This is a genomic window from Leeia speluncae (assembly GCF_020564625.1).
GTDB lineage: Bacteria > Pseudomonadota > Gammaproteobacteria > Burkholderiales > Leeiaceae > Leeia > Leeia speluncae.
This window is the reverse complement of sequence record NZ_JAJBZT010000005.1, coordinates 258,835-282,515: the sequence shown is the minus strand read 5'-3', so window position 1 is coordinate 282,515 and position 23,681 is coordinate 258,835. Positions and strand designations below refer to the sequence as shown.

24 protein-coding genes and 1 pseudogene are annotated in these 23,681 nt (G+C 44.4%); 15 read left to right on the top strand and 10 right to left on the bottom strand.

Going from position 1 to position 23,681, the window contains the following annotated elements; translation table 11 throughout:
• Nucleotides 1-34: 34 nt before the first annotated feature.
• From hslU to cyaY, 4 genes are all read right to left on the bottom strand, one after another.
• Nucleotides 35-1,366, bottom strand: coding sequence for an ATP-dependent protease ATPase subunit HslU (gene hslU, locus LIN78_RS11115; RefSeq protein ID WP_444543519.1), 1,332 nt, complete (start codon nt 1,364-1,366; stop codon nt 35-37).
• Nucleotides 1,367-1,411: 45 nt separating this feature from the next.
• The gene (gene hslV / locus LIN78_RS11110; RefSeq protein ID WP_227180885.1) at nt 1,412-1,948 is read right to left on the bottom strand and encodes an ATP-dependent protease subunit HslV; all 537 of its coding nucleotides are present in this window, start codon (nt 1,946-1,948) and stop codon (nt 1,412-1,414) included.
• Nucleotides 1,949-2,017: 69 nt separating this feature from the next.
• On the bottom strand, nt 2,018-3,199 hold the full coding sequence (locus LIN78_RS11105; protein ID WP_227180884.1) for an STAS domain-containing protein: 1,182 nt from the start codon (nt 3,197-3,199) through the stop codon (nt 2,018-2,020).
• Between the two features lie 34 nt (nt 3,200-3,233).
• Nucleotides 3,234-3,548, bottom strand: coding sequence for an iron donor protein CyaY (gene cyaY / locus LIN78_RS11100; RefSeq protein WP_227180883.1), 315 nt, complete (start codon nt 3,546-3,548; stop codon nt 3,234-3,236).
• Nucleotides 3,549-3,670: 122 nt separating this feature from the next.
• On the opposite strand from cyaY, the gene lptM reads away from it, so the two are divergent.
• The gene (gene lptM, locus LIN78_RS11095) at nt 3,671-3,790 is read left to right on the top strand and encodes an LPS translocon maturation chaperone LptM (protein WP_227180882.1); all 120 of its coding nucleotides are present in this window, start codon (nt 3,671-3,673) and stop codon (nt 3,788-3,790) included.
• Nucleotides 3,791-3,831: 41 nt separating this feature from the next.
• Here the strand turns inward: lptM and rfaE2 are convergent, their stop codons facing one another.
• On the bottom strand, nt 3,832-4,332 hold the full coding sequence (gene rfaE2, locus LIN78_RS11090; RefSeq protein ID WP_227180880.1) for a D-glycero-beta-D-manno-heptose 1-phosphate adenylyltransferase: 501 nt from the start codon (nt 4,330-4,332) through the stop codon (nt 3,832-3,834).
• A complete protein-coding gene (locus LIN78_RS11085) occupies nt 4,329-5,168 on the bottom strand; it encodes an acyl-ACP desaturase (protein WP_227180879.1) in 840 nt (279 codons plus the stop codon). The genes rfaE2 and LIN78_RS11085 overlap by 4 nt, the downstream gene beginning before the upstream one ends.
• A 210-nt stretch (nt 5,169-5,378) precedes the next feature.
• On the opposite strand from LIN78_RS11085, the gene LIN78_RS11080 reads away from it, so the two are divergent.
• From LIN78_RS11080 to LIN78_RS11030, 11 genes and pseudogenes are all read left to right on the top strand, one after another.
• On the top strand, nt 5,379-7,091 hold the full coding sequence (locus tag LIN78_RS11080) for a proline--tRNA ligase (RefSeq protein ID WP_227180878.1): 1,713 nt from the start codon (nt 5,379-5,381) through the stop codon (nt 7,089-7,091).
• Between the two features lie 32 nt (nt 7,092-7,123).
• Nucleotides 7,124-7,744, top strand: a complete 621-nt coding sequence (locus LIN78_RS11075; RefSeq protein ID WP_227180877.1) for a lytic transglycosylase domain-containing protein — start codon at nt 7,124-7,126, stop codon at nt 7,742-7,744.
• Between the two features lie 176 nt (nt 7,745-7,920).
• Nucleotides 7,921-8,226 (top strand): Grx4 family monothiol glutaredoxin, encoded by a 306-nt coding sequence (gene grxD, locus LIN78_RS11070; protein ID WP_227180876.1) that lies wholly within the window; start codon nt 7,921-7,923, stop codon nt 8,224-8,226.
• 68 nt (nt 8,227-8,294) lie between these two features.
• Complete coding sequence (locus LIN78_RS11065; protein ID WP_227180875.1) at nt 8,295-9,539, top strand: O-antigen ligase family protein; 1,245 nt, start codon at nt 8,295-8,297, stop codon at nt 9,537-9,539.
• A 50-nt stretch (nt 9,540-9,589) separates the two neighbouring features.
• Complete coding sequence (locus LIN78_RS11060; RefSeq protein ID WP_227180874.1) at nt 9,590-9,769, top strand: type IV pilin protein; 180 nt, start codon at nt 9,590-9,592, stop codon at nt 9,767-9,769.
• 123 nt (nt 9,770-9,892) lie between these two features.
• Nucleotides 9,893-10,009, top strand: a pseudogene (locus LIN78_RS11055) (prepilin-type N-terminal cleavage/methylation domain-containing protein); the annotation flags it as partial.
• A gap of 132 nt (nt 10,010-10,141) precedes the next feature.
• Nucleotides 10,142-10,477, top strand: coding sequence for a hypothetical protein (locus LIN78_RS11050; protein WP_227180872.1), 336 nt, complete (start codon nt 10,142-10,144; stop codon nt 10,475-10,477).
• Nucleotides 10,478-10,552: 75 nt separating this feature from the next.
• Nucleotides 10,553-11,359: an ABC transporter permease gene (locus LIN78_RS11045; protein WP_227180871.1), complete on the top strand. Its 807-nt coding sequence runs from the start codon at nt 10,553-10,555 to the stop codon at nt 11,357-11,359.
• Between the two features lie 232 nt (nt 11,360-11,591).
• The gene (locus tag LIN78_RS11040; protein ID WP_227180870.1) at nt 11,592-14,909 is read left to right on the top strand and encodes a glycosyltransferase family 9 protein; all 3,318 of its coding nucleotides are present in this window, start codon (nt 11,592-11,594) and stop codon (nt 14,907-14,909) included.
• Complete coding sequence (locus LIN78_RS11035) at nt 14,881-15,723, top strand: hypothetical protein (protein ID WP_227180868.1); 843 nt, start codon at nt 14,881-14,883, stop codon at nt 15,721-15,723. Before LIN78_RS11040 ends, LIN78_RS11035 begins: the two co-directional genes overlap by 29 nt.
• Nucleotides 15,724-15,733: 10 nt before the next feature.
• Nucleotides 15,734-16,636: an ABC transporter ATP-binding protein gene (locus LIN78_RS11030; RefSeq protein WP_227180866.1), complete on the top strand. Its 903-nt coding sequence runs from the start codon at nt 15,734-15,736 to the stop codon at nt 16,634-16,636.
• Nucleotides 16,637-16,700: 64 nt separating this feature from the next.
• Here LIN78_RS11030 and holA read toward each other — a convergent pair whose 3' ends face one another.
• Genes holA through leuS form a run of 3 tightly spaced genes read right to left on the bottom strand, consistent with a single transcriptional unit; the run spans nt 16,701 to nt 20,875 of the window.
• Entirely contained in the window at nt 16,701-17,729 is a 1,029-nt protein-coding gene (gene holA, locus LIN78_RS11025) for a DNA polymerase III subunit delta (RefSeq protein ID WP_227180864.1), read from the bottom strand.
• 6 nt (nt 17,730-17,735) lie between these two features.
• Nucleotides 17,736-18,254 carry an LPS-assembly lipoprotein LptE gene (locus LIN78_RS11020; RefSeq protein ID WP_227180861.1) on the bottom strand — a complete coding sequence of 173 codons (519 nt, stop codon included), beginning with the start codon at nt 18,252-18,254 and terminating at the stop codon, nt 17,736-17,738.
• Between the two features lie 11 nt (nt 18,255-18,265).
• A complete protein-coding gene (leuS, locus tag LIN78_RS11015; RefSeq protein ID WP_227180859.1) occupies nt 18,266-20,875 on the bottom strand; it encodes a leucine--tRNA ligase in 2,610 nt (869 codons plus the stop codon).
• 180 nt (nt 20,876-21,055) lie between these two features.
• Here leuS and LIN78_RS11010 point away from each other — a divergent pair, with 180 nt between their 5' ends.
• Nucleotides 21,056-21,979, top strand: a complete 924-nt coding sequence (locus LIN78_RS11010; protein ID WP_227180858.1) for a FecR family protein — start codon at nt 21,056-21,058, stop codon at nt 21,977-21,979.
• A gap of 226 nt (nt 21,980-22,205) precedes the next feature.
• On the opposite strand, the gene msrB is transcribed toward LIN78_RS11010, so the two are convergent.
• Nucleotides 22,206-22,607, bottom strand: coding sequence for a peptide-methionine (R)-S-oxide reductase MsrB (gene msrB, locus LIN78_RS11005; protein WP_227180856.1), 402 nt, complete (start codon nt 22,605-22,607; stop codon nt 22,206-22,208).
• Between the two features lie 131 nt (nt 22,608-22,738).
• Here msrB and LIN78_RS11000 point away from each other — a divergent pair, with 131 nt between their 5' ends.
• Nucleotides 22,739-23,068 (top strand): hypothetical protein, encoded by a 330-nt coding sequence (locus LIN78_RS11000; protein ID WP_227180855.1) that lies wholly within the window; start codon nt 22,739-22,741, stop codon nt 23,066-23,068.
• A gap of 11 nt (nt 23,069-23,079) precedes the next feature.
• Entirely contained in the window at nt 23,080-23,667 is a 588-nt protein-coding gene (locus tag LIN78_RS10995; RefSeq protein ID WP_227180853.1) for an IMPACT family protein, read from the top strand.
• Nucleotides 23,668-23,681 lie beyond the last annotated feature (14 nt).

Genomic DNA, 23,681 nt, shown 5'->3' with positions numbered 1-23,681 from the left:
TAAATGGGCCTGTTGGATCGTCTGTTTAAAAATCTTAGAGCACGTAACGCGCTAGATCCTCGTTTTGTACTAGCATGCCAAGTTGAGCATCTACTTCAGCAGCCGTTAGTGTGATCTGTTTTTCAGTTTCATTGGCACATTGAAAGCTAATCTCTTCTAGCAGTCTTTCTAGCACGGTGTGTAACCGTCTTGCGCCAATATTTTCGGTTTTTTCATTTACGGACCAAGCAATTTCAGCTAAGCGATGAATTGCATCTGGTGTGAACTCAAGTGAAACCCCTTCCGTAGCTAACAAAGCTTGGTATTGCTTGGTTAAACAAGCATCGGTGCTGGTGAGAATGCTTTCAAAATCTTTTACCGATAAAGATTCTAATTCCACACGGATCGGGAAGCGACCTTGTAATTCAGGAATCAAATCAGACGGTTTGGCCAAATGAAAGGCACCACTCGCAATAAATAAGATATGGTCTGTTTTTACCATGCCATATTTTGTTGTAATGGTTGTACCTTCTACTAACGGCAGTAGGTCGCGTTGAACACCTTGGCGAGAAACCTCGCCACTATTTTGCCCATCTGATCGGCTAGTGATTTTGTCGATTTCATCCAAAAACACGATGCCGTTTTGCTCAACGTTTTTTAGCGCTTTTGCTTTTACTTCTTCATCGTTAACTAATTTGCCTGCTTCTTCATCAATGAGTAGTTTATATGCTTCTTTCACTGATAATTTTTGACTTTTTTTGCGCTGATTGCCCATATTCTGGAACATGCCTTGAATTTGGCTAGTCAGATCTTCCATGCCTGGTGGCGCAAAAATTTCCGCCGTCATTTTTGGCGCATCCAGTTCGATCTCAATTTCTTTATCGTCTAATTTGCCTTCACGAAGCATTTTGCGGAATTTTTGGCGCGTCGCAGTATCTTCTGTTTTATCTTCTTCCAAGCCAAAACCGGTTTGACGCGGCGGAAGTAATGCATCTAACACGCGATCTTCTGCGCGATCTTCCGCATGGTGACGCTGTTTTTTTGCTTCTGTTTCACGTGTCTGTTTGATGGCCATTTCTACTAAATCGCGCACGATGCTATCTACATCACGGCCGACATAGCCCACTTCTGTAAATTTTGTTGCTTCAATTTTGATGAAAGGCGCATCTGCTAATTTGGCCAAGCGGCGGGCAATTTCTGTTTTACCCACGCCAGTAGGTCCAATCATTAAGATATTCTTAGGTGTGATCTCATGGCGAAGAGGCTCTGCTACTTGCTGACGACGCCAGCGATTTCTCAGCGCGATGGCAACCGCTTTCTTAGCTGCTTGTTGCCCGATAATGTGTTTGTCCAATTCGTGGACGATTTCTTGAGGAGTCATGCTCATGAGGAAATCCAATGACGTAAACAAAAAGTGGGTACTTTTTGCTGATTAATCTAATGTCTCGATCAGATGATTCTGATTGGTATAAATACAAAGATCGCCTGCAATGGTGAGCGATTTTTTCACAATCTCTGCTGGGCTGAGTTCGGTATTTTCCCAAAGTGCGCGGGCGGCAGATTGTGCATAAGCACCACCAGAACCAATTGCTGCAATGCCTAGTTCAGGTTCGAGAACGTCGCCATTACCCGTGATAATTAAGGTGTGGTCACGGTTGGCAACCGCAAGCATGGCTTCTAATCTGCGAAGCATGCGGTCTGTTCGCCAATCTTTGGCAAGCTCCACTGCCGCACGTAATAGGTGGCCTTGATGTTTTTCTAATTTGCCTTCAAAGCGCTCAAATAGTGTAAACGCATCTGCCGTTCCACCTGCAAAGCCCGCTAAAATTTGTTCGTGATATAACCTGCGAATTTTCCGAGCGGTTGATTTGATGACAATATTGCCAAGGGTGACTTGGCCGTCACCACCGAGTGCGACTTGATTGCCGCGGCGAACAGATAAAATGGTTGTACCGTCAAATTGCTGCATGCGCTTACTTCCTATTCTAGATCTACTTCAAATAGGGGCAGACAGAGAAATCTCAAGTGGTAGAGCGGTTTATTTTCGGTAATGAATACGACAGAATGCGTGCATGTCTAGCACTCTAAATAGGGCGCCGACTAAATGAGAGACATGTCGGAGGTGAATCTCTTTTCCTTGTTGCTGCATTTGCACAATCATATGTAACAAATGTCCTGCCGCAACAAAGTCAATCCGCTCTAGCTTTAAGCAACTAATGCTAATCGTCGAACGTTCTTTGGCAAACTCAACTAATTTGTCGAGTTCAGCCGTTTTGAGTGCGGTATAGACGCCATCTAGCGCAAATTGGTCTTCATCTGCTGTGAATGCAGTCGTTTGCAAATGCGCGGGAGTAACTGGTTTTACTACTTGCTTGGGCGGTTCCCAAGAAGGAGGGGATACTTCATAGGTGACAGCAAAATCGACCGCTGTATTTTCGAAGTTTTCCTGATCATCTAGCCATTGCAATAGCTCTAGTTTGAGTAACCAGAAGACAAGATCATCCGGCGACGGTCTGCCTACCTCTAATTTACCGTTTAATGCAGAGTCAAATACTGCGGCAGAACGAAAAGAGAGTTTTTTATTACTTTTACGGACCGTGGTGAGTGCTTGGTGAAGTAACTTGCAGCCTTCGGGTGCTAATTGCGTAATTGCTTGGCAATCAATCGTCACTTCTTCAAACTTTTTAAGTAGTTGCTGAAGCTGTTGAAGAAGAACTCGGGTATGCGTAATGTCAATTAATGGTGGAAGCGACATGACGCCTTGTGTCTCTGGTGCCGCTTTTACTTTTTTGCCGGAATCGCGCCAAATAGGTGCAGTGCGTTCAAAACGCATGACAAATTGCAACGCTAGTTGTTCGAAGAGTTGCTTTTCATCTTGTAACTGATAAAGCTCAAATAGCATCAGCCAAAGTTCAATATCAGTGGCTGAATCGGATTGTAACTGAGCCTCAATTAGCTCTCTTGCATCCCGGTCTTGTTCATTGGCATAGAGAATAGCTGCTTCATCTAGGATTGAAACGTCCACAGGGTCTAGTGTGGAGGTTGGATCCATCAATGTGTCATCGATGAAATCGGTTTCTAACTCCTCGGTAGAAGGCGTTTCTGGTTCTGCGGGGGCTGACAATACCTCTACCTGTCCACTAGGTCTGACTACTTGTGGATAATCGGGTAGGACGGATTCTTCCGTGTTAGAACCCTTTTTCTTGAAAAAGGAGAACATAAGTGTTGTCTACTTAGCCCTTTAGGCGATATGGTTATTCAATCGTAAAGTCTACGCCGGTTTGCTCTTTTAGTACACGCTTTAGACTGGCAAAAAACTCATCATCTGACCGGCTATCCATCCATTTTTCATTTTTTAACTTAAAATGAAAGCCACCACTTTTTGCCGCAATCCAGATTTCTTGATTAGGAGTATGGCGATTAACAATAATTTTACTGCCATTTTCGCACTCAATATCTAATACGTTACCCGAAAGCAGGCATTCGATATCCTCCCCTGAGTCGTCTAATGCAGACATGATCTGATCAAAAATTTGGTCGGTGATTGCTAAGAATTGAGATTCTTCCAATTGATGAAATCCTGAGAGATAAAACAGTATGTGAATGGCAAAGTCATTGTCACGACTTCATGCTAACATATTACGTCATATTTACCGTAATTCTAGTAAAGATCCCGATTATGTTAAGAAAAATGTCTTTATTGACTTTAACTGGTGCGCTTGTACTTGGGTTGACCGCATGTGGTATTAAAGGACCGTTATACTTGCCAAAAGACAAGAACGGCAAAGTAGAACAACCTGCCTCTAACTAATAAAGATGAAAAGGTGGCTTGCATCCACCTTTTCCATCGATTTAGTGACTTCCTTCGGCGAGTCTAATTTTCTTCAATGTTGCAGTCGTGGAAGTATCAAATAGGAATGGAATGCTGTGAACGCTTCCGCCCCACTGAATCACTTCTGGTGCGCCAACAATATTTTCAGGCGCCCAATCTCCACCTTTGACCAAAATATTTGGCTGAATCTGCAAGATCCGCTCGATTGGCGTATCTTCTTCAAACCAAGTAACAGCTGATACGCATTCTAAAGCGGCAATCACGGCCAAGCGATTTTCAAGTGGGTTGATTGGTCTGTCATCGCCTTTGCCAAGCCGTTTGACAGACGCATCCGAATTTAAGGCGACAATCAGACCGGCGCCTAAAGCACGTGCTTGTGCTAAATAAGTAACATGCCCTCTATGCAAAATATCAAAACAACCATTTGTAAACACTAGTGGTCTTGGCAGGCGGGTGATCGCGCCAGCTAAATCTGCTGGCGCAATGATTTTTTGCTCAAAAGAAGGGCTGTTGTAACTCATTCTGCGCTAGCTGCTTTGTTTAATGATTTGCGATACAGGTTCAATTGTTGAACGTTCTCAAATTGCTGATCAAATAAGCTGGATAGATTACGCAAAATGCCACCAACAACACGTGCTTCGCAGTCTTTGTTGAAATCAATCTGATGATCTAACCAGTGTTCTAGCCATTCTGGATTTGGAAGTCGGCTTTGAATGGTGTCGTTAGGGAATAGAGATTCGTTCACGTGCAAGTTAGTAGGGTGCAATGGTTTGCTAGCACGACCGCTAGAAGCCATTAATACGCCAATTTTAGTAAATGCACGTTTTGCTTCATTGCCATCAATCTCAATGGCTTTTTTCATGTACTTTAAGTAAGCGCCACCGTGACGTGCTTCGTCGCGGCTGATGGTTTCATAAATGAATTTAATCACTGGCTCTGTGTGCCATTCGCTTGCACGACGGTACCATTGCGTTAAACGTACCTCACCGCAAAAATGCAGCATCAAGGTTTCTAGTTTTGGTGCAGGATCGAACTCAAAGCGAACTTTGTGTAGTTCTTCTTCGGTAGGGCATAGGTCTGGACGGAAACGGCGTAGGTATTCCATCAGGACTAGCGCATGCTTTTGTTCTTCGTAAAACCAGATCGACATGAACGCAGAAAAGTCGCTGTCATCGCGGTTGTCGCGTAGGAACATTTCGGTTGCTGGTAAAGCCGACCACTCGGTGATGGCGTTCATCTTAATGGTCATCGCTTGTTCGTCACTCAGCTTGTCAGCCTCGAACGAGCTCCAAGGAATATCAGTCTCTAAATCCCAGCGGGCTTTTTCTAAAGATGCAAACAGTTCGGGGTACAGCATGAGGCAAACCTTCAAAAAATTTAAAAATCTCGTCATCGTACCTAAATTGTAGTGACAAATCCATGAAAGGAATGTGAATTATTTCTGTTTAAACCAATGGCATGTAAAATTTTGCGCGTTTAACCACCAACCTTTCGCTGACAAATTGCTTGCTAGGACTTAAAATGCGAAGTTATTGATTTTTTTGGAATGATTGGAAGAGTTTAGACCATGCGCGCCAGCCAATATCTGATTACCACTCTTAAAGAAGCTCCTGCGGAAGCAGAGTTAATTTCGCATCGCCTGATGATTCGTGCTGGTTTAATTAAGCGCTTGGGCAGCGGCTTATATACTTGGATGCCTGTCGGTCTTAAAGTGTTGCGTAAAGTGGAAGCCGTTGTTCGTGACGAAATGGCAAAAACCGCGAAAGCGTTAGAACTGTTGATGCCAGCTGTTCAACCTGCTGAACTGTGGCAAGAATCCGGCCGTTGGGAGTTTTACGGCAAAGAACTGCTTCGCTTAAAAGATCGCCATGAGCGCGATTTTGTTATCGGCCCTACCCACGAAGAAGTGGTAACGGACGTTGTGCGTCGTGACATCAAGAGTTACAGACAGCTTCCTGTGAACCTATATCAAATTCAAACCAAATTCCGCGATGAGATTCGCCCACGTTTTGGGGTGATGCGCGCGCGCGAGTTTGTAATGAAAGACGGTTACTCATTCCATACAGATTTTGCTAGCTTAGAAAAAACCTACTGGGATTATTACAACGCGTACTGCAATGTGTTTACCCGTCTAGGTTTAAAATTCCGCCCAGTCGCAGCAGATACGGGTTCTATTGGTGGTACCGGTTCGCATGAATTCCAAGTGCTGGCAGATTCTGGTGAAGATGCCATTGTTTGGTGTCCTACGTCAGATTTTGCGGCCAATATTGAATTAGCAGAGGCTGTTTCTCCTGCGCATGCTCGCCCAGCAGCGGCGGAGAGCATGACAAAAGTACATACACCTGGCGTAAAAACCATTGCTCAACTAGCTGATTTCTTAAAAATTCCAGTAGAGAAGACGGTTAAAGCGGTGGTGGTGGACGGTGTCGATGGCAAGCCTGTCTTGCTGATGGTGCGCGGTGATCACTCTCTAAATGAGATCAAAGCTGAAAAATTACCACAGGTGAAGTCACCGCTCGCGTTCTCTACACCTGAATCCATTGTGGAAGCGTTTGGTGCGGCACCTGGTTCATTGGGGCCTGTGAACTTCCCTGGTACGGTGATTATGGATCGCACAGTAGACCGTATGGGCGATTTCGTCATTGGTGCCAACGAAGATGATATGCACTTTACCGGTGCCAATATTGGCCGTGATATCCCTGAACCACTTGTTGCTGATATCCGTAATGTAGTGGAAGGTGATCAATCGCCTGACGGCAAAGGCGTATTAGAAATTTGTCGTGGTATTGAAGTTGGCCATATTTTCCAACTGCGCACTAAATACTCTGAAGCGATGCAATGTACCTACCTTGATGCGGATGGTCAGAGTGTGCCGATGGAAATGGGTTGCTACGGCATTGGTATTTCTCGCGTGGTGGCAGCATGTATCGAGCAAAACAATGACGATAAAGGGATTATCTTCCCTGCTGCCATGGCGCCATTTACGTTGGCAATTGTCCCTGTTGCAGCAGATAAAAACCCTCAAGTTGCTGAAACGGCGGATTCCCTATACCAATCTTTGTTGGCTGCGGGTGTCGATGTATTGCTAGACGACCGCGCTGAGCGTCCTGGCGTGAAGTTTGCCGATATGGAGCTATTAGGTATCCCATTCCGTGTCACCGTAGGCGGCAAAGGGTTGGAAAAAGGGATTGTGGAGTTTGCAATCCGCGCAACCGGTGAAGTGAAAGAGTTGCCAGTTGGAGAGGCGCTAGCATTGATCCAATCTAACATGGCGGTTTAATCTGATTGTTGATGCTTAAGAATTACAGCGGCATGCAGAAACTGACGAAAAACGTCACATTGCGACAAAAATTGCTAATGTCATCTTTTGTGTTGTTGGCATTGTTTGCTAAAGATTGCATTGCTGGCCGCCAAGAAAAAGAAATTTTGGCGCCTGCAGTGCAAACCGCAATGCAACAAGCAATTAATGATTCACGTGAGCCAAAGCTGATTTTTCCAACCAAAGCGGAAGGCGATGCATGGTTGACAGAAATGATGCGTCGACTTGAAAAGCGCGTGCCAGATGAGTTTATGCGGAGACGCTTGCTTACTATGGTGCAGTACGAGGCATCCAGAGCGGGGCTCGACCCGCAAATGGTGCTTGGGCTTATTCAAGTAGAAAGTGGTTTTAAGAAATATGCGATTTCCTCTGTCGGTGCAAAAGGCTTGATGCAGGTGATGCCTTTTTGGGTAAAGCAAATAGGGAATGAAAACCACAATCTATTTGATGAGGCGACGAGTCTTCGATTTGGATGCACCATTTTGCGTCACTATCTCAATATCGAGAAAGGTGATCTGTATCGTGCCTTAGGTCGATACAACGGCAGTTTAGGCAAGCCAGAGTACCCTAACCTTGTATTAGGTGCTTGGCGAAAAAATTGGTCATGGCCGTAGTTGGTTGTGGCTGTTAGGGAGCGATATTCGGCTATTTGTCATAATATGACTGACGCATTTTGCTAATAGTTGACGCTCAGCGTCACCCCGAATAAAATCCCGACAAAATTACTCGACTATTTTAGGGCGTTTTGCTTGTAAAGAGTCGCTAATCTAATTGTATATGGAGTAAAAAAATGAGCGTGCAAGAGCAAATTCACCAAACAGTAACTGGTAATAAAGTTGTGCTTTATATGAAAGGCACACCTACTTTTCCGCAGTGCGGCTTCTCTTCTATGGCTGTTCAGATCCTAAAAGCCTGCGGCGTCAATGAATTTGTCGCAGTGAATGTGCTAGAAGATGCTGAAGTTCGTCAAGGCATCAAGGAATATGCTAGCTGGCCAACGATTCCTCAGTTGTATGTCAATGGTGAGTTTGTTGGTGGTTCAGACATCATGAAAGAAATGTTCCAAAGTGGTGAGTTGCAGACACTGCTGGGATAATTCTTTGTCATGTTGTTCCAGACGATTTACCATAAGGCCCTTTTGGGCCTTTTCTATTTTGGATCTGTATGAAAACAGAATCACTGCAAGCACTGCTTATTTTTGTTGTTGCATTCGTGTTTTTAAATACTCGCTGGAGTGTTTTTTCGCAAATTGATTCATTTTTTTGGATTATTGCAGATGGAAATTGGAAGCTAGTCGATTTAATTAAATATTTAGTTGCGTCACTCGTATTAATTGTTGGCGCGATTGCTATAGGTGGAGTCAAAGATTTTCCTAGGCCGATTTTATATGGTTGGATCATTTATTGTGTAGCTACGGCATTTGCAAATCTATGGAGCTTAAAGGCTGGGTATTCTTGGAAGGTATGGGGACTGGATGCTGTTCTGCCTGGTGCCGCTATGTTGTTCGCCGCATCGGTTACACGCGCGGCACCTTATTCGGCTATGCAGTATCAACGCATTGCGGCTGTAGTTGTATTGGTGCTGGGGCTATATAGTCTATTAAACGCTGAAGATTTTATGTCAGTATTTGACCCTGTATTATTTAGCACTATTTTGTCATTTCTGCTGCCGCTTGGTTTGATTGGTCTAGTTGCATGTTCAGATAAGTATCTTAAGTTTTATATATTGTTTTTAGTTTTTATCTTGATATTAATTTTATGCCTGCAGATTAGAATTATTCACCTTGTCTTTCCCCTAATGTGCTTTTGTGTAATAGCGATGGTGAGAAAAGATGCTGGATATAAAAAGCGTGTCATAGCGATATTACTATTGAGCATATTTAGTCTACTTTTGTATCGCTATTCTTCGATGTTTAAACCCGCTGATTGGCGAATGGTGATGAATGAGACAACTTTGTCGACGGAAGGCAGTTGGTGGCAAGTTTTTTTCAAAACAGAACGTTACAAAATTTGGCAGTTCTGGATTGAACAAGGAATGAAGTCGCCTTGGGTGGGGGTGGGTATGGGTTGGGAGGTTCCAAGCCAAACTTATGCAGGCTTTCGCCCCGCGAATATGTTGCCCATATTTGTATCGCATGGGCATAACGTATTTATGAATCGATTTTTACAATCCGGGATCATTGGATTGACTGGACTGGTGATATGGCTAGGGACGGTCTTGTATGTGGTAAAACACAATTTTAAAGATGCGAATGCAGTCACTCATTTCCCAAAATTATTCTTAGTATTAATGATAATCCTATTTGTGTTTAGAAATCTCCCTGATGATGGCATGCGTGGTCTAAATGTAGTGTTGTTTTGGTTGAGTATGGGGGCGGGGATCGGGTGCTTTAAGTCGAATCAGGCATGAAAATTGCTAATTCATGATTAAATAGCAAATTCCAGACTAGGCATTGGTTTATGTCACAAATGAAACATAGCGGTTTTACAATGATAGAAATCATGCTAGTCCTATGTATTCTCGGAATCCTTGCTATGATCAGCATTCCTATGTTTGCAGAGTCTCAGGCAAAGGCTGAAAACAAAGCAGCTATTACGGATGCTAGAAATTTTTTAACATTAAGCATTTCAAATCATTAATTTTTATTAATATTATTGAATGATCTTGAGTTTGTTTAATGTTGCTGGCATGATTTATGCATGGTTTAAGTGGCCACATGCTGTTTGTGAATTAACAGCCCATTCTTTGAAAGAGGTGTTTAAATGAAAAAGCTGCAAAAAGGTTTTACTCTGATCGAACTAATGATCGTTGTTGCAATTATCGGTATCTTGGCTGCTATTGCGATTCCTCAGTTCAGTGAGTACACCAAAAAAGGCGAAAACAAAGCTGCTCAGTCAGACGCTCGCAACTTCTTGACCAATGCAACTGCAAACTCAAATACATAATTTGTATTGTTTTTGAATTTGTGTTCTGAGTTTAAAACAGCAAAAAATATTTTGGAGTGATAAGTAATGGATAAGCAAACAGCGTTAAAAATTGGTTTCTTGGCTGGTGCAGCAGTAATTTCTTTGGCATCTACTACTGCAGGTGCAACCGCAGTATGTAACGGATCTGGTACTTCTGTAGCAGTTGCTTCAGGTACAAACTTTATTAAGGCAGGCTTCACTCAGCAATGTTCTGCGAACGTTGTAATGGACTACACTCAAGATGCAACTCAAGTTGGTGTATGCGCCGGCTCTAATAAAGGTAATATCAAGTACGGCGGCAGCACTGCTGGCGGCGCAGTTGCATCAAGTGGTTCTTGGACTTCTGCTGCGACAATTAGCTCTACTACTACTGGTTGCTAATCAGTTTTGATCTCAGAAAAGCACCTCTATGAGGTGCTTTTTCTTTTTCTATTGCCCAAAAAGTAAGGCTTAGCAATGAGCTTGGTCGTTTTTTATATTCAAACACTTAAAATGGCGTTAAGAAGTAAAGTATGGCCATTAGTATTGTTTTGTGTTTTTTGTGTTGCTGTTTCAATGTTTGTTGCCAATGCGTTTTCACCTAGGCAACCAAGTATTGTTTCAATTGATATCGGTATCAGTGCGACTAGAGTGCTAGGGCTTTTTGTCGGGCTAACGATTGCTCAGTTGATGTTCGCCGCAGATATCGATAGAAAACTAATTAATAGTGTGCTCGTGTTGCCTGTTCATCGTATTTTATTGCTTGTTGGGCGTTGGCTTGCTGTTGTTAGCTTTGTTCTTGTGTTCCAAATGATCTCATATGGCTGTATGTATTTAATGGCGAAATGGGGGCTTCAGAAATATCCTGGATTATCTCAGCCGGTCATACAGCATCTTCCGCTTGTGTTCATCGGTTCATTTATAGAGCAACTGCTAATTGTCTCGGTGATGTTCTTGTTTATTGTCATCAGTAAAACCCCTTTTCTTGCATTTGTACTCTCATTCATCTTTGCGATTTCGGCCAGAAGTATACATGCCGCGATTAACTATATTTTGTTTGATCCTGATGCTGCTTCACAATTAAAGCAATCTTTAACATCCCCTTTGCTCTGGCTGAAATGGATTATTCCAGATCTGTCTCGTTTAGATTGGCGTGATAGTGTCTTGTATGGTGTTGATTACTCGGTGTCCCAAGTCTTGAGTAATATTACGGCGAATATGAGTTATGCTGGTCTCATCTTAATGATGGCGATTCTTTTGCTAAATAGAAGAAAATTCGAATAATTAAATATATGGGCCTCTCTATATGGGTGAAATTAAAGCACTAATTGCTGATGGGCAATTCAAAGAAGCATTGCTTCGTTTAAAGCAATTGAATGAAAGTTCCGGAGACTATTGGTTTCAAGTTGGGGTTTGCCATCAGTCTTTGGGGCAAGTAGCAGAAGCTTATGATGCTTACAAACGAGCCTTAGTACTAGCTGCAGATGTATCTGCCGTTAAGTACAATTTTTCAGTAATGGCCATGCAAAATGGCCGGTTTGCTGAGGCGATTCCTCATTGGCATTCGTTGCTGAAAGAGAACGAGCTAAATGCACATATCCATTATTTGTTATCCTTTTGTTACTTTCATACGGCAAAAAGCCTTTCTGCACTCACCCATGCGAAGCGGGCATATGAACTTGATATAAATGTTATTGAATATCGCGGTTTATACTTCGACTTATTAGTGAATAGCCGTCGAAATTTCTTATATATTGCAGAAACTGAACGTTGGTCTTTGGTATCAGATTTAGCTACACAGCAGTCTTCTGTAGCCTCTGCTGTATGGATGGCAAATCTTTTCGATTCTTCAAACCGGGGTATTGAAAAACTAACAAATATTGCAATTGAAGATGCCACTACTGCAACCCTTACAGAAATTTCTGCAGCAGCGTTTGTCGCACCGGCTTATTCTTTACTAACAAACTTATTCATACAGAGGAAAGATTTATTTCCTGTTGAAGATCAGATGCTTCTGTTTACTGTGGGTTTAGCCTATTTAATACAAGGAGATTATGAAAAAGGGTGGCCTCTGTATCGCTGTAGAGCAGATGCAGCAGAGGAATTATATAAGTATCCAGAGTTAATGCATCTCCCAGCATGGGATGGTCATATAGCATCTGATTTGGTGTTGCTGATTCATGGAGAGCAAGGAGCGGGAGATGTCATTATGTGTGCCCGCTACATTGCGCGGCTTCATCAAATGGGCATCCGTACAATTTTAAATTTATCTCCGCAGTTAATGGGGTTATTTTCTCCCTCCATGAATCAGGATCATTCCGGCGCACTAGAAGGTTCAGAAGAAGTTTCTTTAGATATGGTGACTGCGCAAATTCGGATGATGGATTTGCCAGCTATGTTAGATAGTGAAGGGCCCGTGGCGGAGTCAGCCTATTTATCCATTCCGAAAAATTCTGAATTGAAGTGGGCTTCAGCATTAGAAAAGTGTCGTTATCCTAAAGTAGGGATTATTTGGAAAGGTAACCCTAACCATGGGTGGGATCATTTTCGTTCTACAACGTGGAAGAGTTTTTGCCAACTCTTTGCGATACCGGAGATCGATTGGTTTATTTGCCAACATGAGTTTGATGTTCCAAAAATGTATGAGGGATGGGCTTGCATTCATCGTGTGGGCGATAAATTTGAGAGTTTTGCTGACTCTGCAGCATTAATTAGTCAGTTAGATTTGGTAATTTCAGTTGATACATCTGTTGCACATCTTGCGGGCGCCTTGGGTGTGCCTGTGTGGATGCTAATTAGTGAGCAGGGGCAAGACTGGCGATGGGGGACTTCTGAAAAGCCTTCCTCATGGTATCAAAGCATGAGGATATTCCGCCGATCCTCTGCCGTGGAATGGTCTTCATTTATAAAAAATGATCTAACATCTGCTTTGATTGATTGGCGCCGTTCTCATGCATTGTTATCTGATGTAGCTGGTCAATATTTGAATACATATTTTACACCTGATTGGAAAAGCCTATTTGCAATGAGTTTGGCTGGCCAAAATCAATTGCCAGACTGGGTGTGGTTGAGGGCGCTTGAGTGTAATGACAATGTGCTTATAGATGCTTTAAAGGGCGCGTTTGATCAAATTGAGAATCCAACATTTGCTGACGGACTAAAAGAAGCATTGTTTGCTTTCAACGATGCCCAAGCACAAGTAAGTCTAGCGAACAATTTTATATTATCGAATTCGCCATGTTTTGCGCATGCATGGATATTGTCACAAGTTTGTGTGCAAGGAGGGAATCGTTCAATAGATTGGGCGAACCTAGTGACAAATGCTAATCAGGCGTATCCAAATCAAATTGAGATAATCCTTGCACGAGCTTATGTTGCTTATGTATTAAAAAAGTCTCTACTTGCAGAAAAGTTGCATTTAGAAGAAGAGTTGCTTCTTATTGCGGATAAAGATGTTAGAGCATTTTATTATTTGGCTTTGTTTAGTATTAATAATGGGAAGTTATTGGTTGCCGTTGATTACTTGGAGCGATTCTTAAAGTTTTATCCTGCTTTTGAACCAGGTTGGGAGCTGCTTCAAGAAATTTCACTAAAATGTCGTTCGCCTTATCTTGGTTGGTTGGCCTCTTTTAAATTGATTAAACTAAGAAATGAGTTGTCATTTTCTCAAGAAATCATGTTTATTTTATCAATGGGACAATTAAGTTTGAAAGATGAGGCAAGGCAACGCTATGAATGCCTTGTAACTGAGAATTCCTTTGATATCAATGCTCTTGATAAAGAAAATGTAGTTGATGCATTAATTCAATTTGGCCACTTAGGTGGCAATATTGAAGAGGTGCTTAAACCACTTCTGGAGGTAATGCAAACATTAGATGAGGAAAACAAGCGACATCTTCATTGGGTAATTGGATGGATGCAGATTCGGTGCGGCATATATTCCGAAGGCTGGAAGAATTATGCGATCGGTTTAAATCCTCGTATTTCATCAAGGGGGAATCTTGATGCGATATTGCCAGAGCAGGTACTTATTTATCAGGACCAAGGTTTAGGAGACCTAATCCAGGCTTGGAGAATGCTAAATAAAATTGGAAAAAAAGGCTGCCGATTAGCTGTAGGAAAAGACATTCTTCCCCTATTAAATGTACAAACACATGATTATGAACTGATTGAGCTAAATGGAATTGAAGAATATGAGCGGGACTATGAGTGTATTCGGCCAGTTATGCAACTGTATGCTGAATGGGAGTCAGAAAAGCCAGCTACACCTGTTGATCATTCATATCTAAATGTCCCAGAAGAGTTAACTTTAAAGTATGCAACGCAGCTAAAAGAATTGCCGGGATTAAAAGTAGGCATTGTTTGGGCAGGAAACCCTGGTTTACAAGCAGACCATTTCAGGTCTACGCATTTAAAGGACTGGTTATCTTTATTGGATGTCGAAGGGGTTAGCCTAATTTCACTGCAAAAAGATGATGCGTCCAACCAAGTATTTCAGGCGCCTGCCTTTTTAGAGAGGTTAGTGAATGGTGGCGCATTGTGTGAGAGCTTATTAGATACCGCTGCGTTAATCATGAACCTAGATCTAGTGATTGCACCTGATACAGGAATTGTCCATCTTGCAGCTGCCTTAGGTAAGCCAGTGTGGTTATTAAATTATGCGGTACATACTGATTTTAGGTGGGGGACGGAAGGTGAAAGTAGCCATTTTTATCCAACGATAAAAATGTTCCGTCAACAAGGTCCGTGGGAGCCGTGGTCTGATGTGTTGGCACGTGTGGCGGTAGCGTTAAGGGAAATGGTTGATGGCAAGCAGCAAGACAATCCGCGTTGATGTCCTGATTCAATTGGCTTTACTGATCCTTTTTGGTGGCATATATGTGTCTCTAACAAAGGATCAGGTTTATGAGGCTAAAAATTATCAGCGCAATTTAAGCCATCCGGATGTTGTTCTCCCAGCACCTGCTTCTATTTTTCTTGCGGGGGGGGATTCTCACCTTGCTGGAAATTTACTTTTCATGCGAGTGTTAGTTTCTTCTACACAGCAAATGGCACCAGAAACGCGTTCTGCGGTGATGGAGCTACAAAAGCAGGTGTCTGTTTTATTGCCTGCGCATGAAGATAATTACTATGTGGCAGAAGCTACCCTGCCGTGGATGGGGTATGTTGACCAAACTCAGCAGATTTTATTGAATGCTGCAGAGGCAAGAAAAAAAGATCCATTCCCTTATTTTTATGCGGGGTTTAATTTACAGCAGTTTAAGGATGATTATCTTGGTGCCGCTAAACTGGTTGAAAAAGCAGCCGTTGCTGCCCCTCAATTTAAAGTCGCTTTACAGGTAATTGCTGCGAAATGGTACGCAAGGACGCCAACACCGGAAGTTGCAGAGAAAGCATTAGATCTTTTGATCTCTCAAGCTGGTGATCCAGAGTTTAAGAAATATCTTGAGCAGCAAAAAGCTAGAAATCAATTGGTAGTAAAGTTGACGCAAAGCATAGCAACCTATCAACAGAGGGTAGGCCATTTGCCAACAAGTTGGGATGATCTGATGACTCAACAACTAATTGAGCATGAGCCTATGGATCCGTTGGGTGCAAGATTTGTTATTGATGAGCGCGGTAAAGTCCGGTTAGTTAATCAGAAATAAGGATTTGTTTGTGAGTGTTGCGATTGAGTTGCGCCATTTAACCAAGATAGTCAGACAAAAGTGGCGTCAAAAGACAATTCTTGAAGATATTAATTTATCGGTTAGCCAGGGCGAGGTTTTTGGATTTATTGGTCCGAATGGGGCAGGTAAAAGCAGTACGATAAAATCTCTAATGGGACTATATGCACCGAGCTCAGGTGATGTGCTTTTGTTTGGCCAGCCACCAACAAAACCTAGTGCTAGAGTTGGAGTTGCGTATGTGGCAGAAACTAATAATTTATATGATCGATTAACACCGTTTGAATGTGTTGATGGCATGTTGTACTTTCATCAGGTCAAGCCAGATAATCGTAAACAATACATTATGAGATGGCTGGACCGATTTGGCATTGCAGATGTCGCAGATAAGCCTATTTATAAGTTTTCTAAAGGAATGGCACAGCGAACTGCATTAGCACAAGCAATGGCAGTCAATCCTAGACTATTGGTGCTAGATGAGCCGCTTTCAGGCTTGGATCCAGTAGGCCGAAAGCTAGTCGTGGATTTGCTTTCTGAATATAAAGCTGGCGGCGGTACGCTATTTTTCTCTTCGCATGTGCTGTTTGATGTTGAGCGAATTGCCGATCGATTTGGGCTGATATTAAATGGCCGGCTAGTGATGGTTCAAACGCCATCTGAAATTGCAAAGCGTTCAAGTGAGGCGCATATCCGTTACTTTGGCGAGGCCTTTAATGCAGATATTGTCCCAGAGACTGGTGGGCGAAAGCGCTGGACGGTACAAAAGGAAGATCTCTGGAGTGCATTAGAGGCAATTAAAGCATCTGGTGGTGAGTTGGTGGATGTGCAACAGGCGCTAACACTGGAAGCGTTATTTTCCAAAGAGTTGGAGGGTGTGCATTTGCCTACAATTTAACCACATTCGCAAAGGTGGCTTAGGTAGCTTAGGAGTCTAAAATGATGGAAAATATGTTTTTGTTTTAAATGTCCTTATTCATCACCTTCACCCCGCACAAGATAAGCCCAAGCTGTTCCAATACAAACCACGGGTCTTGTGAGTGGACGCCTTTGCAGGCACGGTCAGCAATACCAGATAATTTCACGGCAGAAAGTACGTCGCCGGGGGAAAGGCGTTTTAGGCTGCGAGTGACTAAGTCTTGCTTGTTTCCCCAGACGCGATTATCTCTAAACAGTTGGTTCATCGCGATGCCTTCGCGTTTCCCTTTTAATATCCGATAGAGAATGTGGGCATCTTCTGTAAGCGTCCATGCGACTAGGGTTGGTGCTTCCCCTTCATCTTTTAGGCCAGCAAGCATGCGTTTAAAACGAGGGATGTCTCCACTTAGTGCGGCTTCCGATAGTTTAAAAACATCGTAACGCGCGACGTTTAATACTGCCTCTTGCACTTGTGATAAAGAAAGTTCACCGGCAGGGTAAAGAAGGGCGAGCTTTTGGATTTCTTGATGGGCGGCGAGTAAGTTACCTTCTACTCGGTCGGCTAAAAAATGGGCCGTTGCATCATCGATAAACTGTTTTTGTTTGCCAAGGCGATCATTTAACCATGTCGGTAGTTGATGCCGCTCAAGTGGAAACACCGGGACAATCACACTTTGCTGTGAGAGTGCGGTAAACCACTTGCTGTTTTGAGTGGTTTTATCTAAGCGAACAGGCAGTGTAATAACGATGACGTTATCTGGGCTTGGCGATTTAGCTAATTGAATCAGCGCTTCTGCCCCTTGTGCACCTGGCTTGCCTGATGGGATCTGGATTTCAATCAGCTTTTTATCAGCAAATAAAGATAAGGCATCATTCGCGAACTGAAGCGTTTGCCAAGAAAAACCAGATTCTGCGGAATACACTTCTCGGATACTAAACCCTTGCTGCTTGGCTGCTTGCCGGATTGCATCTTGCGCTTCTAGCAGTTGCAAAGGTTCTTCACCATGTAGCAAATACATATTTGCTAATGGTTGTTTTAAAACTTGTGCGAGTTGATCTGGTTTGACTTGCACGGTGAATTATTGCGCAGTATTCACTGTCGGTGCAGGCAAGGCACCTAGAATATGCAGAAGCTGGAAGAACGCATCTTGGCGCATGTCTTCATACAACTTTTGTTCTTCTAAGTCTTTACCTGCTAATTCGTTGTCACTATAAGTCATGGTTCGAGTGAGGCTTAATGTACCTGACTTAACGGTTACTCGTAGTTTGTTTTCAACGCGATAGTTTAGGTCGTAGCGCAGTAAATATTCTTTTGCTTTACCGTTAATATCAATAGAGCGTAAGGTTTTGCTTCGACCTTCACCTAACCCGCCTAGCTGGTAAGGCGCGCCTTCAGCGGAGTCGCTCAGTTTGACGCCGCCACGGCTTGCTAAAACTCGTTTTAAATCGTGATCAAAGGTGAAGTCCCCAACCGGTTGCACGTAGAGTGAATCGAATGGTAGTTGAGCTACGTCTTGCACGCCGCGTAAATGAAATCCACAACCGCTTAATAACAAAGCGATGACTGCAGAAGAAAATAATACGCGGCGTAAAGACATAAGTACCTCTATTAAACAACAATATTAATTAGACGACCTGGTACAACGATAACCTTTTTCGGTGCTTGGCCTTCTAGATGCTTCAGAATGCTTGCATCTGCTAAAGCGGCGGCTTCAATTGCTGCTTTATCTGCCGCTTTTGGCACGCTAATGTGGCCACGCAGTTTACCGTTTACCTGTACAACGAGATCGATGTTGGCTTGTTCTAGTGCTTCTGCCAACGGTTCTGGCCAAGCGGCATCCAATAGATCACCTTGTTGAACATCAAAACCCAGCTCTTTCCAGATGACTGCCGTGATGTGCGGGCTGACGGGGTAGAGTGCACGCAATAGAATGCCAAGACCTTCTTTTACCATCGCAGGTGCATCGCCCTTAAAGCCTTCTAGCGCGTTCAGCAACTTCATCGCGCCCGATACAACGGTGTTGTACTGTAGGCGGGTGTAATCGTCGTTGATTTGCTTGAGCGTCAGGTGGATTTCGCGACGAACGGCTTTTGCCTCTTCGCTCAATTCGCCAATTTCACCCGCGCTGCGGATCGCGTCTGCGTTTTTAAATGCAAACATCCACAGGCGTTTCAGGTAACGAGATGCGCCTTCTACACCACTATTTGACCATGCCGCGCTTTGCTCTGGTGGCCCAGCAAACATGGTGAATAGACGTGCCGTATCCGCGCCAAAGCGGGAGATGATGTCCTTTGGTTCGACCACGTTGTTTTTCGACTTGGACATCTTTTCGATGCCGCCCATCACAACCGGTTGACCATCATCTTTTGCAATGGCTGAAAGTGGGCGACCTTTTTCGTCGAACTGAACTTCCACTTCGTTCGGGTAGAACCAACGTTTCTTACCGCTTTCTTCTTCGCGGTAGAAGCATTCGTTTAGCAGCATCCCTTGGGTGAACAGGCGGGTGAATGGCTCGTCGATTTTAACGAGACCCATGTCGCGCATCACTTTGGTCCAGAAGCGGGCGTACAGCAGGTGCAAGACCGCATGTTCGATGCCGCCGATGTACTGGTCCATCGCCATCCAGTAGTCGTTGCGTTCGTCGACCATGGTGGTTGCATCTGGGCAGGTATAGCGCATGAAGTACCAGCTGGAATCCACGAAGGTATCCATGGTGTCGGTTTCGCGCTGGGCGGCCGCGCCACACTTAGGACAATCCACATTCAGGAAGTCTGCGCGGTGTTTTAGTGGGTTGCCGGAGCCATCTGGAATGCAATCAGTTGGCAAGACAACTGGCAGATCTTCGTATGGCACGGGTACATCGCCACAATGTGGGCAATGGATGATCGGGATTGGGGTTCCCCAGTAACGCTGACGGGAAATGCCCCAGTCGCGTAGGCGGAAGGTGGTTTTCTTTTCGCCAATACCTTTGCCGCTTAGGTCTGCCGCAACAGCATCAACGGCAGCTTTGTACGATAGACCATTGTACTTGCCAGAATGAACGGTCACCGCACGTTGCTTGTCGCCATACCATTCTTGCCAAGCATCTGTGCTGAAGGTTTCGCCTTCAACAGCGATCACTTGTTTGATTTCGATACCGTATTTTTTAGCAAAGGCAAAGTCACGTTCGTCATGCGCAGGTACGCCCATCACTGCGCCATCGCCGTAGGTCATCAGCACGTAGTTACCAATCCAGACTTCGACTTGGTTGCCGGTGAGTGGGTGGGTAACAAACAGGCCGGTTGCGACACCTTTTTTATCTTGGGTCGCGAGTTCCGCTTCGGTTGTGCCGCCTTTTTTGCATTCTTCAATGAAGTCGACTAATGCTGGGTTTAGCTCTGCTGCACGGGTAGCGAGAGGATGCTCGGCTGCGACTGCACAGAACGTAACGCCCATGATGGTATCTGCCCGTGTTGTAAACACGAACATCTTGCCGTCTTGAATCAGGTTGCCGTCAGCATCTTTGATGTCATGCGAGAAGGCAAAGCGGGTGCCTTCGCTCTTGCCAATCCAGTTACGCTGCATGGTGCGAACTTGATCTGGCCAACCGTCTAGCGCATCGATGCTAGACAGCAGTTCTTCGGCGTATTGGGTAATGCCAAAGTAGTAGCCTGGAATTTCGCGTTTTTCCACTAACGCACCAGAACGCCATCCGCGACCGTCGATCACTTGCTCGTTAGCCAATACGGTTTGGTCAATCGGGTCCCAGTTCACTACTTGGGTTTTCTTGTAGGCGATGCCTTTTTCCAGCATCTTCAAGAATAGCCATTGGTTCCATTTGTAGTAGCTAGGATCACAGGTGGCGACTTCGCGTGACCAGTCAAATGCCAACCCTAAAGGCTGCATCTGTGCTTTCATGTCGGCGATGTTGGCGTATGTCCATTCCGCAGGGGATTTGTTATAAGCAATCGCGGCATTTTCAGCTGGCAGACCAAAAGCATCCCAACCCATTGGCATTAAGACGTTAAAGCCTTTCATGCGCAAATGGCGAGCGAGCATATCGTTGATGGTGTAGTTACGCACATGACCCATGTGCAGTTTTCCCGATGGGTATGGCAGCATCGAACATGCGTAATATTTCGGTTTGCTTTTGTCCTCGATGACGCGATAGGCGTCACGTTTGGCCCAGTGCTCCTGCGCGGAAGCTTCTACCTCGGATGGGCGATACTGGTCTTGCATAATGCAAAAGTCCTTGATCTATCAATTGGAATTGGCAAAAAAAGCATTATACCTGCTAGGGAGGGTGTCTTCTATAGTCAGGCGAAGTCGATCGTGTGATTTTGGCAGTTAAATCCATGGTGCGGGAGATGAGAAAAGATAATTTGTGGGAAAACTGCCTTGCTACTGTAAAAAGTCGCTATGATGAACTTAGATCGATATTTAATTGTTGAGGTGGAACGTATGGCTCCGTTGTGGAAAAAAATCGCCTTTTCGGCTGTTGCATATGGCTTGGTGTCTGTGGCTTGGGCAGATGGCATTAAGGTGAATAAGCTGCAATTACCTGCTTGGGTGATTAACAGCAAAGGTGTGCAAAAACCATTGGTTGCAGGGCAAGCTCTAGGTGCAGGGGATACGATTTTAACTGGTGCGGGTGGCCGAGTGGAGTTACTCGTTGAGGAAGGTAGCACCATTAAACTAGGAGAGTCAGCTCGTTTTAAGGTGGCGAATATTGTGCCTGCCAAGAAAAATGAGGGAGTTTTTTCTTCTGCGCTAGAAGTGATTAAGGGGGCATTTCGCTTTACGACCGCTAGCAGTGCGAAAGCCACCCCTCGGAGGGTGGATATTAAAGTCGCTACCCTGACTGCGGGGATTCGTGGCACCGATTTGTGGGGCAAGGCAAATGATGAGCGTGATTTAGTGTGTTTGCTAGAAGGTAAAATTGAAGTTAACTATGCCAGCGATAAAGTGACGCTAGACCAAGAAAGACAATTCTATGCGGTGAATCGCAATGGCACGACAGAGCCAATCAGCATTGTGCCGGAAGAAAAAGTTCTGAAAGAATGGGCGCCTCAGACCGATCTAGTTGCCGATCAGGCTGTACAAGTGGCGGATGGGAAATGGTCTTTGCTGTTATCTGGCTATAAATACCAATATAAGGCGAAGCAATTGCAAGATTTGCTTGTCGATGATGGTGTAGCTGTCTTGGTTGAGCCGGGTAAGTACAAAGGGAAGAAAGTCTACTTTGCAAAAATTACCCAGTTGGGATCTGAGCAAGATGCAGAAAAAATGGCGCAATGGGTAAAAACAAAAGTGCCTGATTTAAACCCAGCGGTGACGCAATAAGCAAACTATGCGTTATTTGCATAGTTTGATGAAGAATCAGAATTGGGAATTTTTCGCAATTCCAGATAAAGTTCGATCCACGGCGTCACTGCTGAGTTGTAGCATCTTTCCCCCCGACTTAGTCGTCGGATGCGGCACCAAGTGACGTCGTGTTTGTGATACCTCAATCCCATGCAATGACCTGCATGGGATTTTTTTTGCCTATAGCTTAGCGCGCAATAAGGGTTTATTTTTCTTCCGGAATAAACACAAGAGAGGCGGAGTTTAAGCAATGCCTTTCACCAGTTGGTTGCGGCCCATCTTCAAAGACATGTCCTAGATGCGCATCACAACGTGCACAGCGAATTTCTGTGCGAATCATCCCGTGGCTAATGTCTCTTAGGCGTTTTACATTTTCAGGGATTGCTTCTTGCCAAAAGCTAGGCCAGCCACATCCTGCATCAAACTTAGTTTGAGACTCGAACAGCAAGTTGCCGCAGCAAACGCAGTTGTACTTACCTTTTTCCCAATGTTGTTCGTACTCACCAGTGAAGGGCCTTTCGGTTCCGCATTGGCGGGTAACACGGTATTGCTCTGGCGATAGTTGGGCGCGCCACTCAGCTTCAGATTTTTCGATTTTATCGCTCATGAAGAGGTCTCCAATTTTTATCCAATGTGCTGTTGCACAATGATAGGCAGTGATAGCATACAAGGATGGGACATGATTGCAAACGTCTTGGCGATGATTGATAGGCGTGCTTATGGGGCTGGGAGGTCCAAATGCCTTATGTAAAAAGAGATGATTCAGGTGAAGTGATTGCCATTTTTAAGCAGGCAACGCCAGAAGCGAATGAGTTTTTGCCACAACACAGCCCCGAGATCGCGCGTTTTCTCGGCCAAAATGAGGATTCCACCTTATTCACCGGCTTAGATAATGAATTGGTGCGTGTGCTGGAAGATTTGGTGGATACGCTGATTACTAAAAACTTATTGAGAATTACTGACCTTCCTTCAGAAGCGCAGCAAAAGCTATTGGCCAGAAAACGATTAAGGAATCAGTTGGGCAATCGGTTAACTGGGCTGTTAGGTAGTGACGACGATTTAATTTAGAACGAGTACGTATGTTTCAACTAGGGCAACCAGTTACCGCTGAGTTAGAAGTAAAGAAAAGCCGATTTATTGCGTGGGTTGGCCCGGTCAGTGATAGAAAAGCAGCCAAAGAAGTGTTGGCGATGCTTCGCCAGCAACACCCCACCGCCGGACATTGTTGCTGGGCGTTGATTACCGAGGGGGATTCTGGCTTAGATGATGATGGAGAGCCTGCTGGGACTGCCGCAAAGCCCATTTACAATGTGCTTACCCATAAGCACTTATCTTCTGTACTTGGGGTGGTGATCCGCTATTGGGGCGGAGTAAAGTTGGGCGCAGGTGGCTTAACCCGGGCCTATGGGCAAGCGGTGAGTGATGCTTTAAAGCTAGCGGAATTTGTTCCAATTATTCAAAAGGTTAGTTTGGCAGGTCGAGTGCCATTTGCGGATGAGGCAGCGTTTCGTCGGTTGTGCGGGCAGCATCAGGTTGACGTTGTGGAGACAGATTATGCAACCGATGTCGGCTTTGTGATTGCTATGCCGCTGCTAAATCAAGCGCCATTTGAACAAGCGGCTAACGACCTCTTGCGGGGCAAGTGGGTTAGTCAGCCGATTGAATAAATTTCATGAAATCG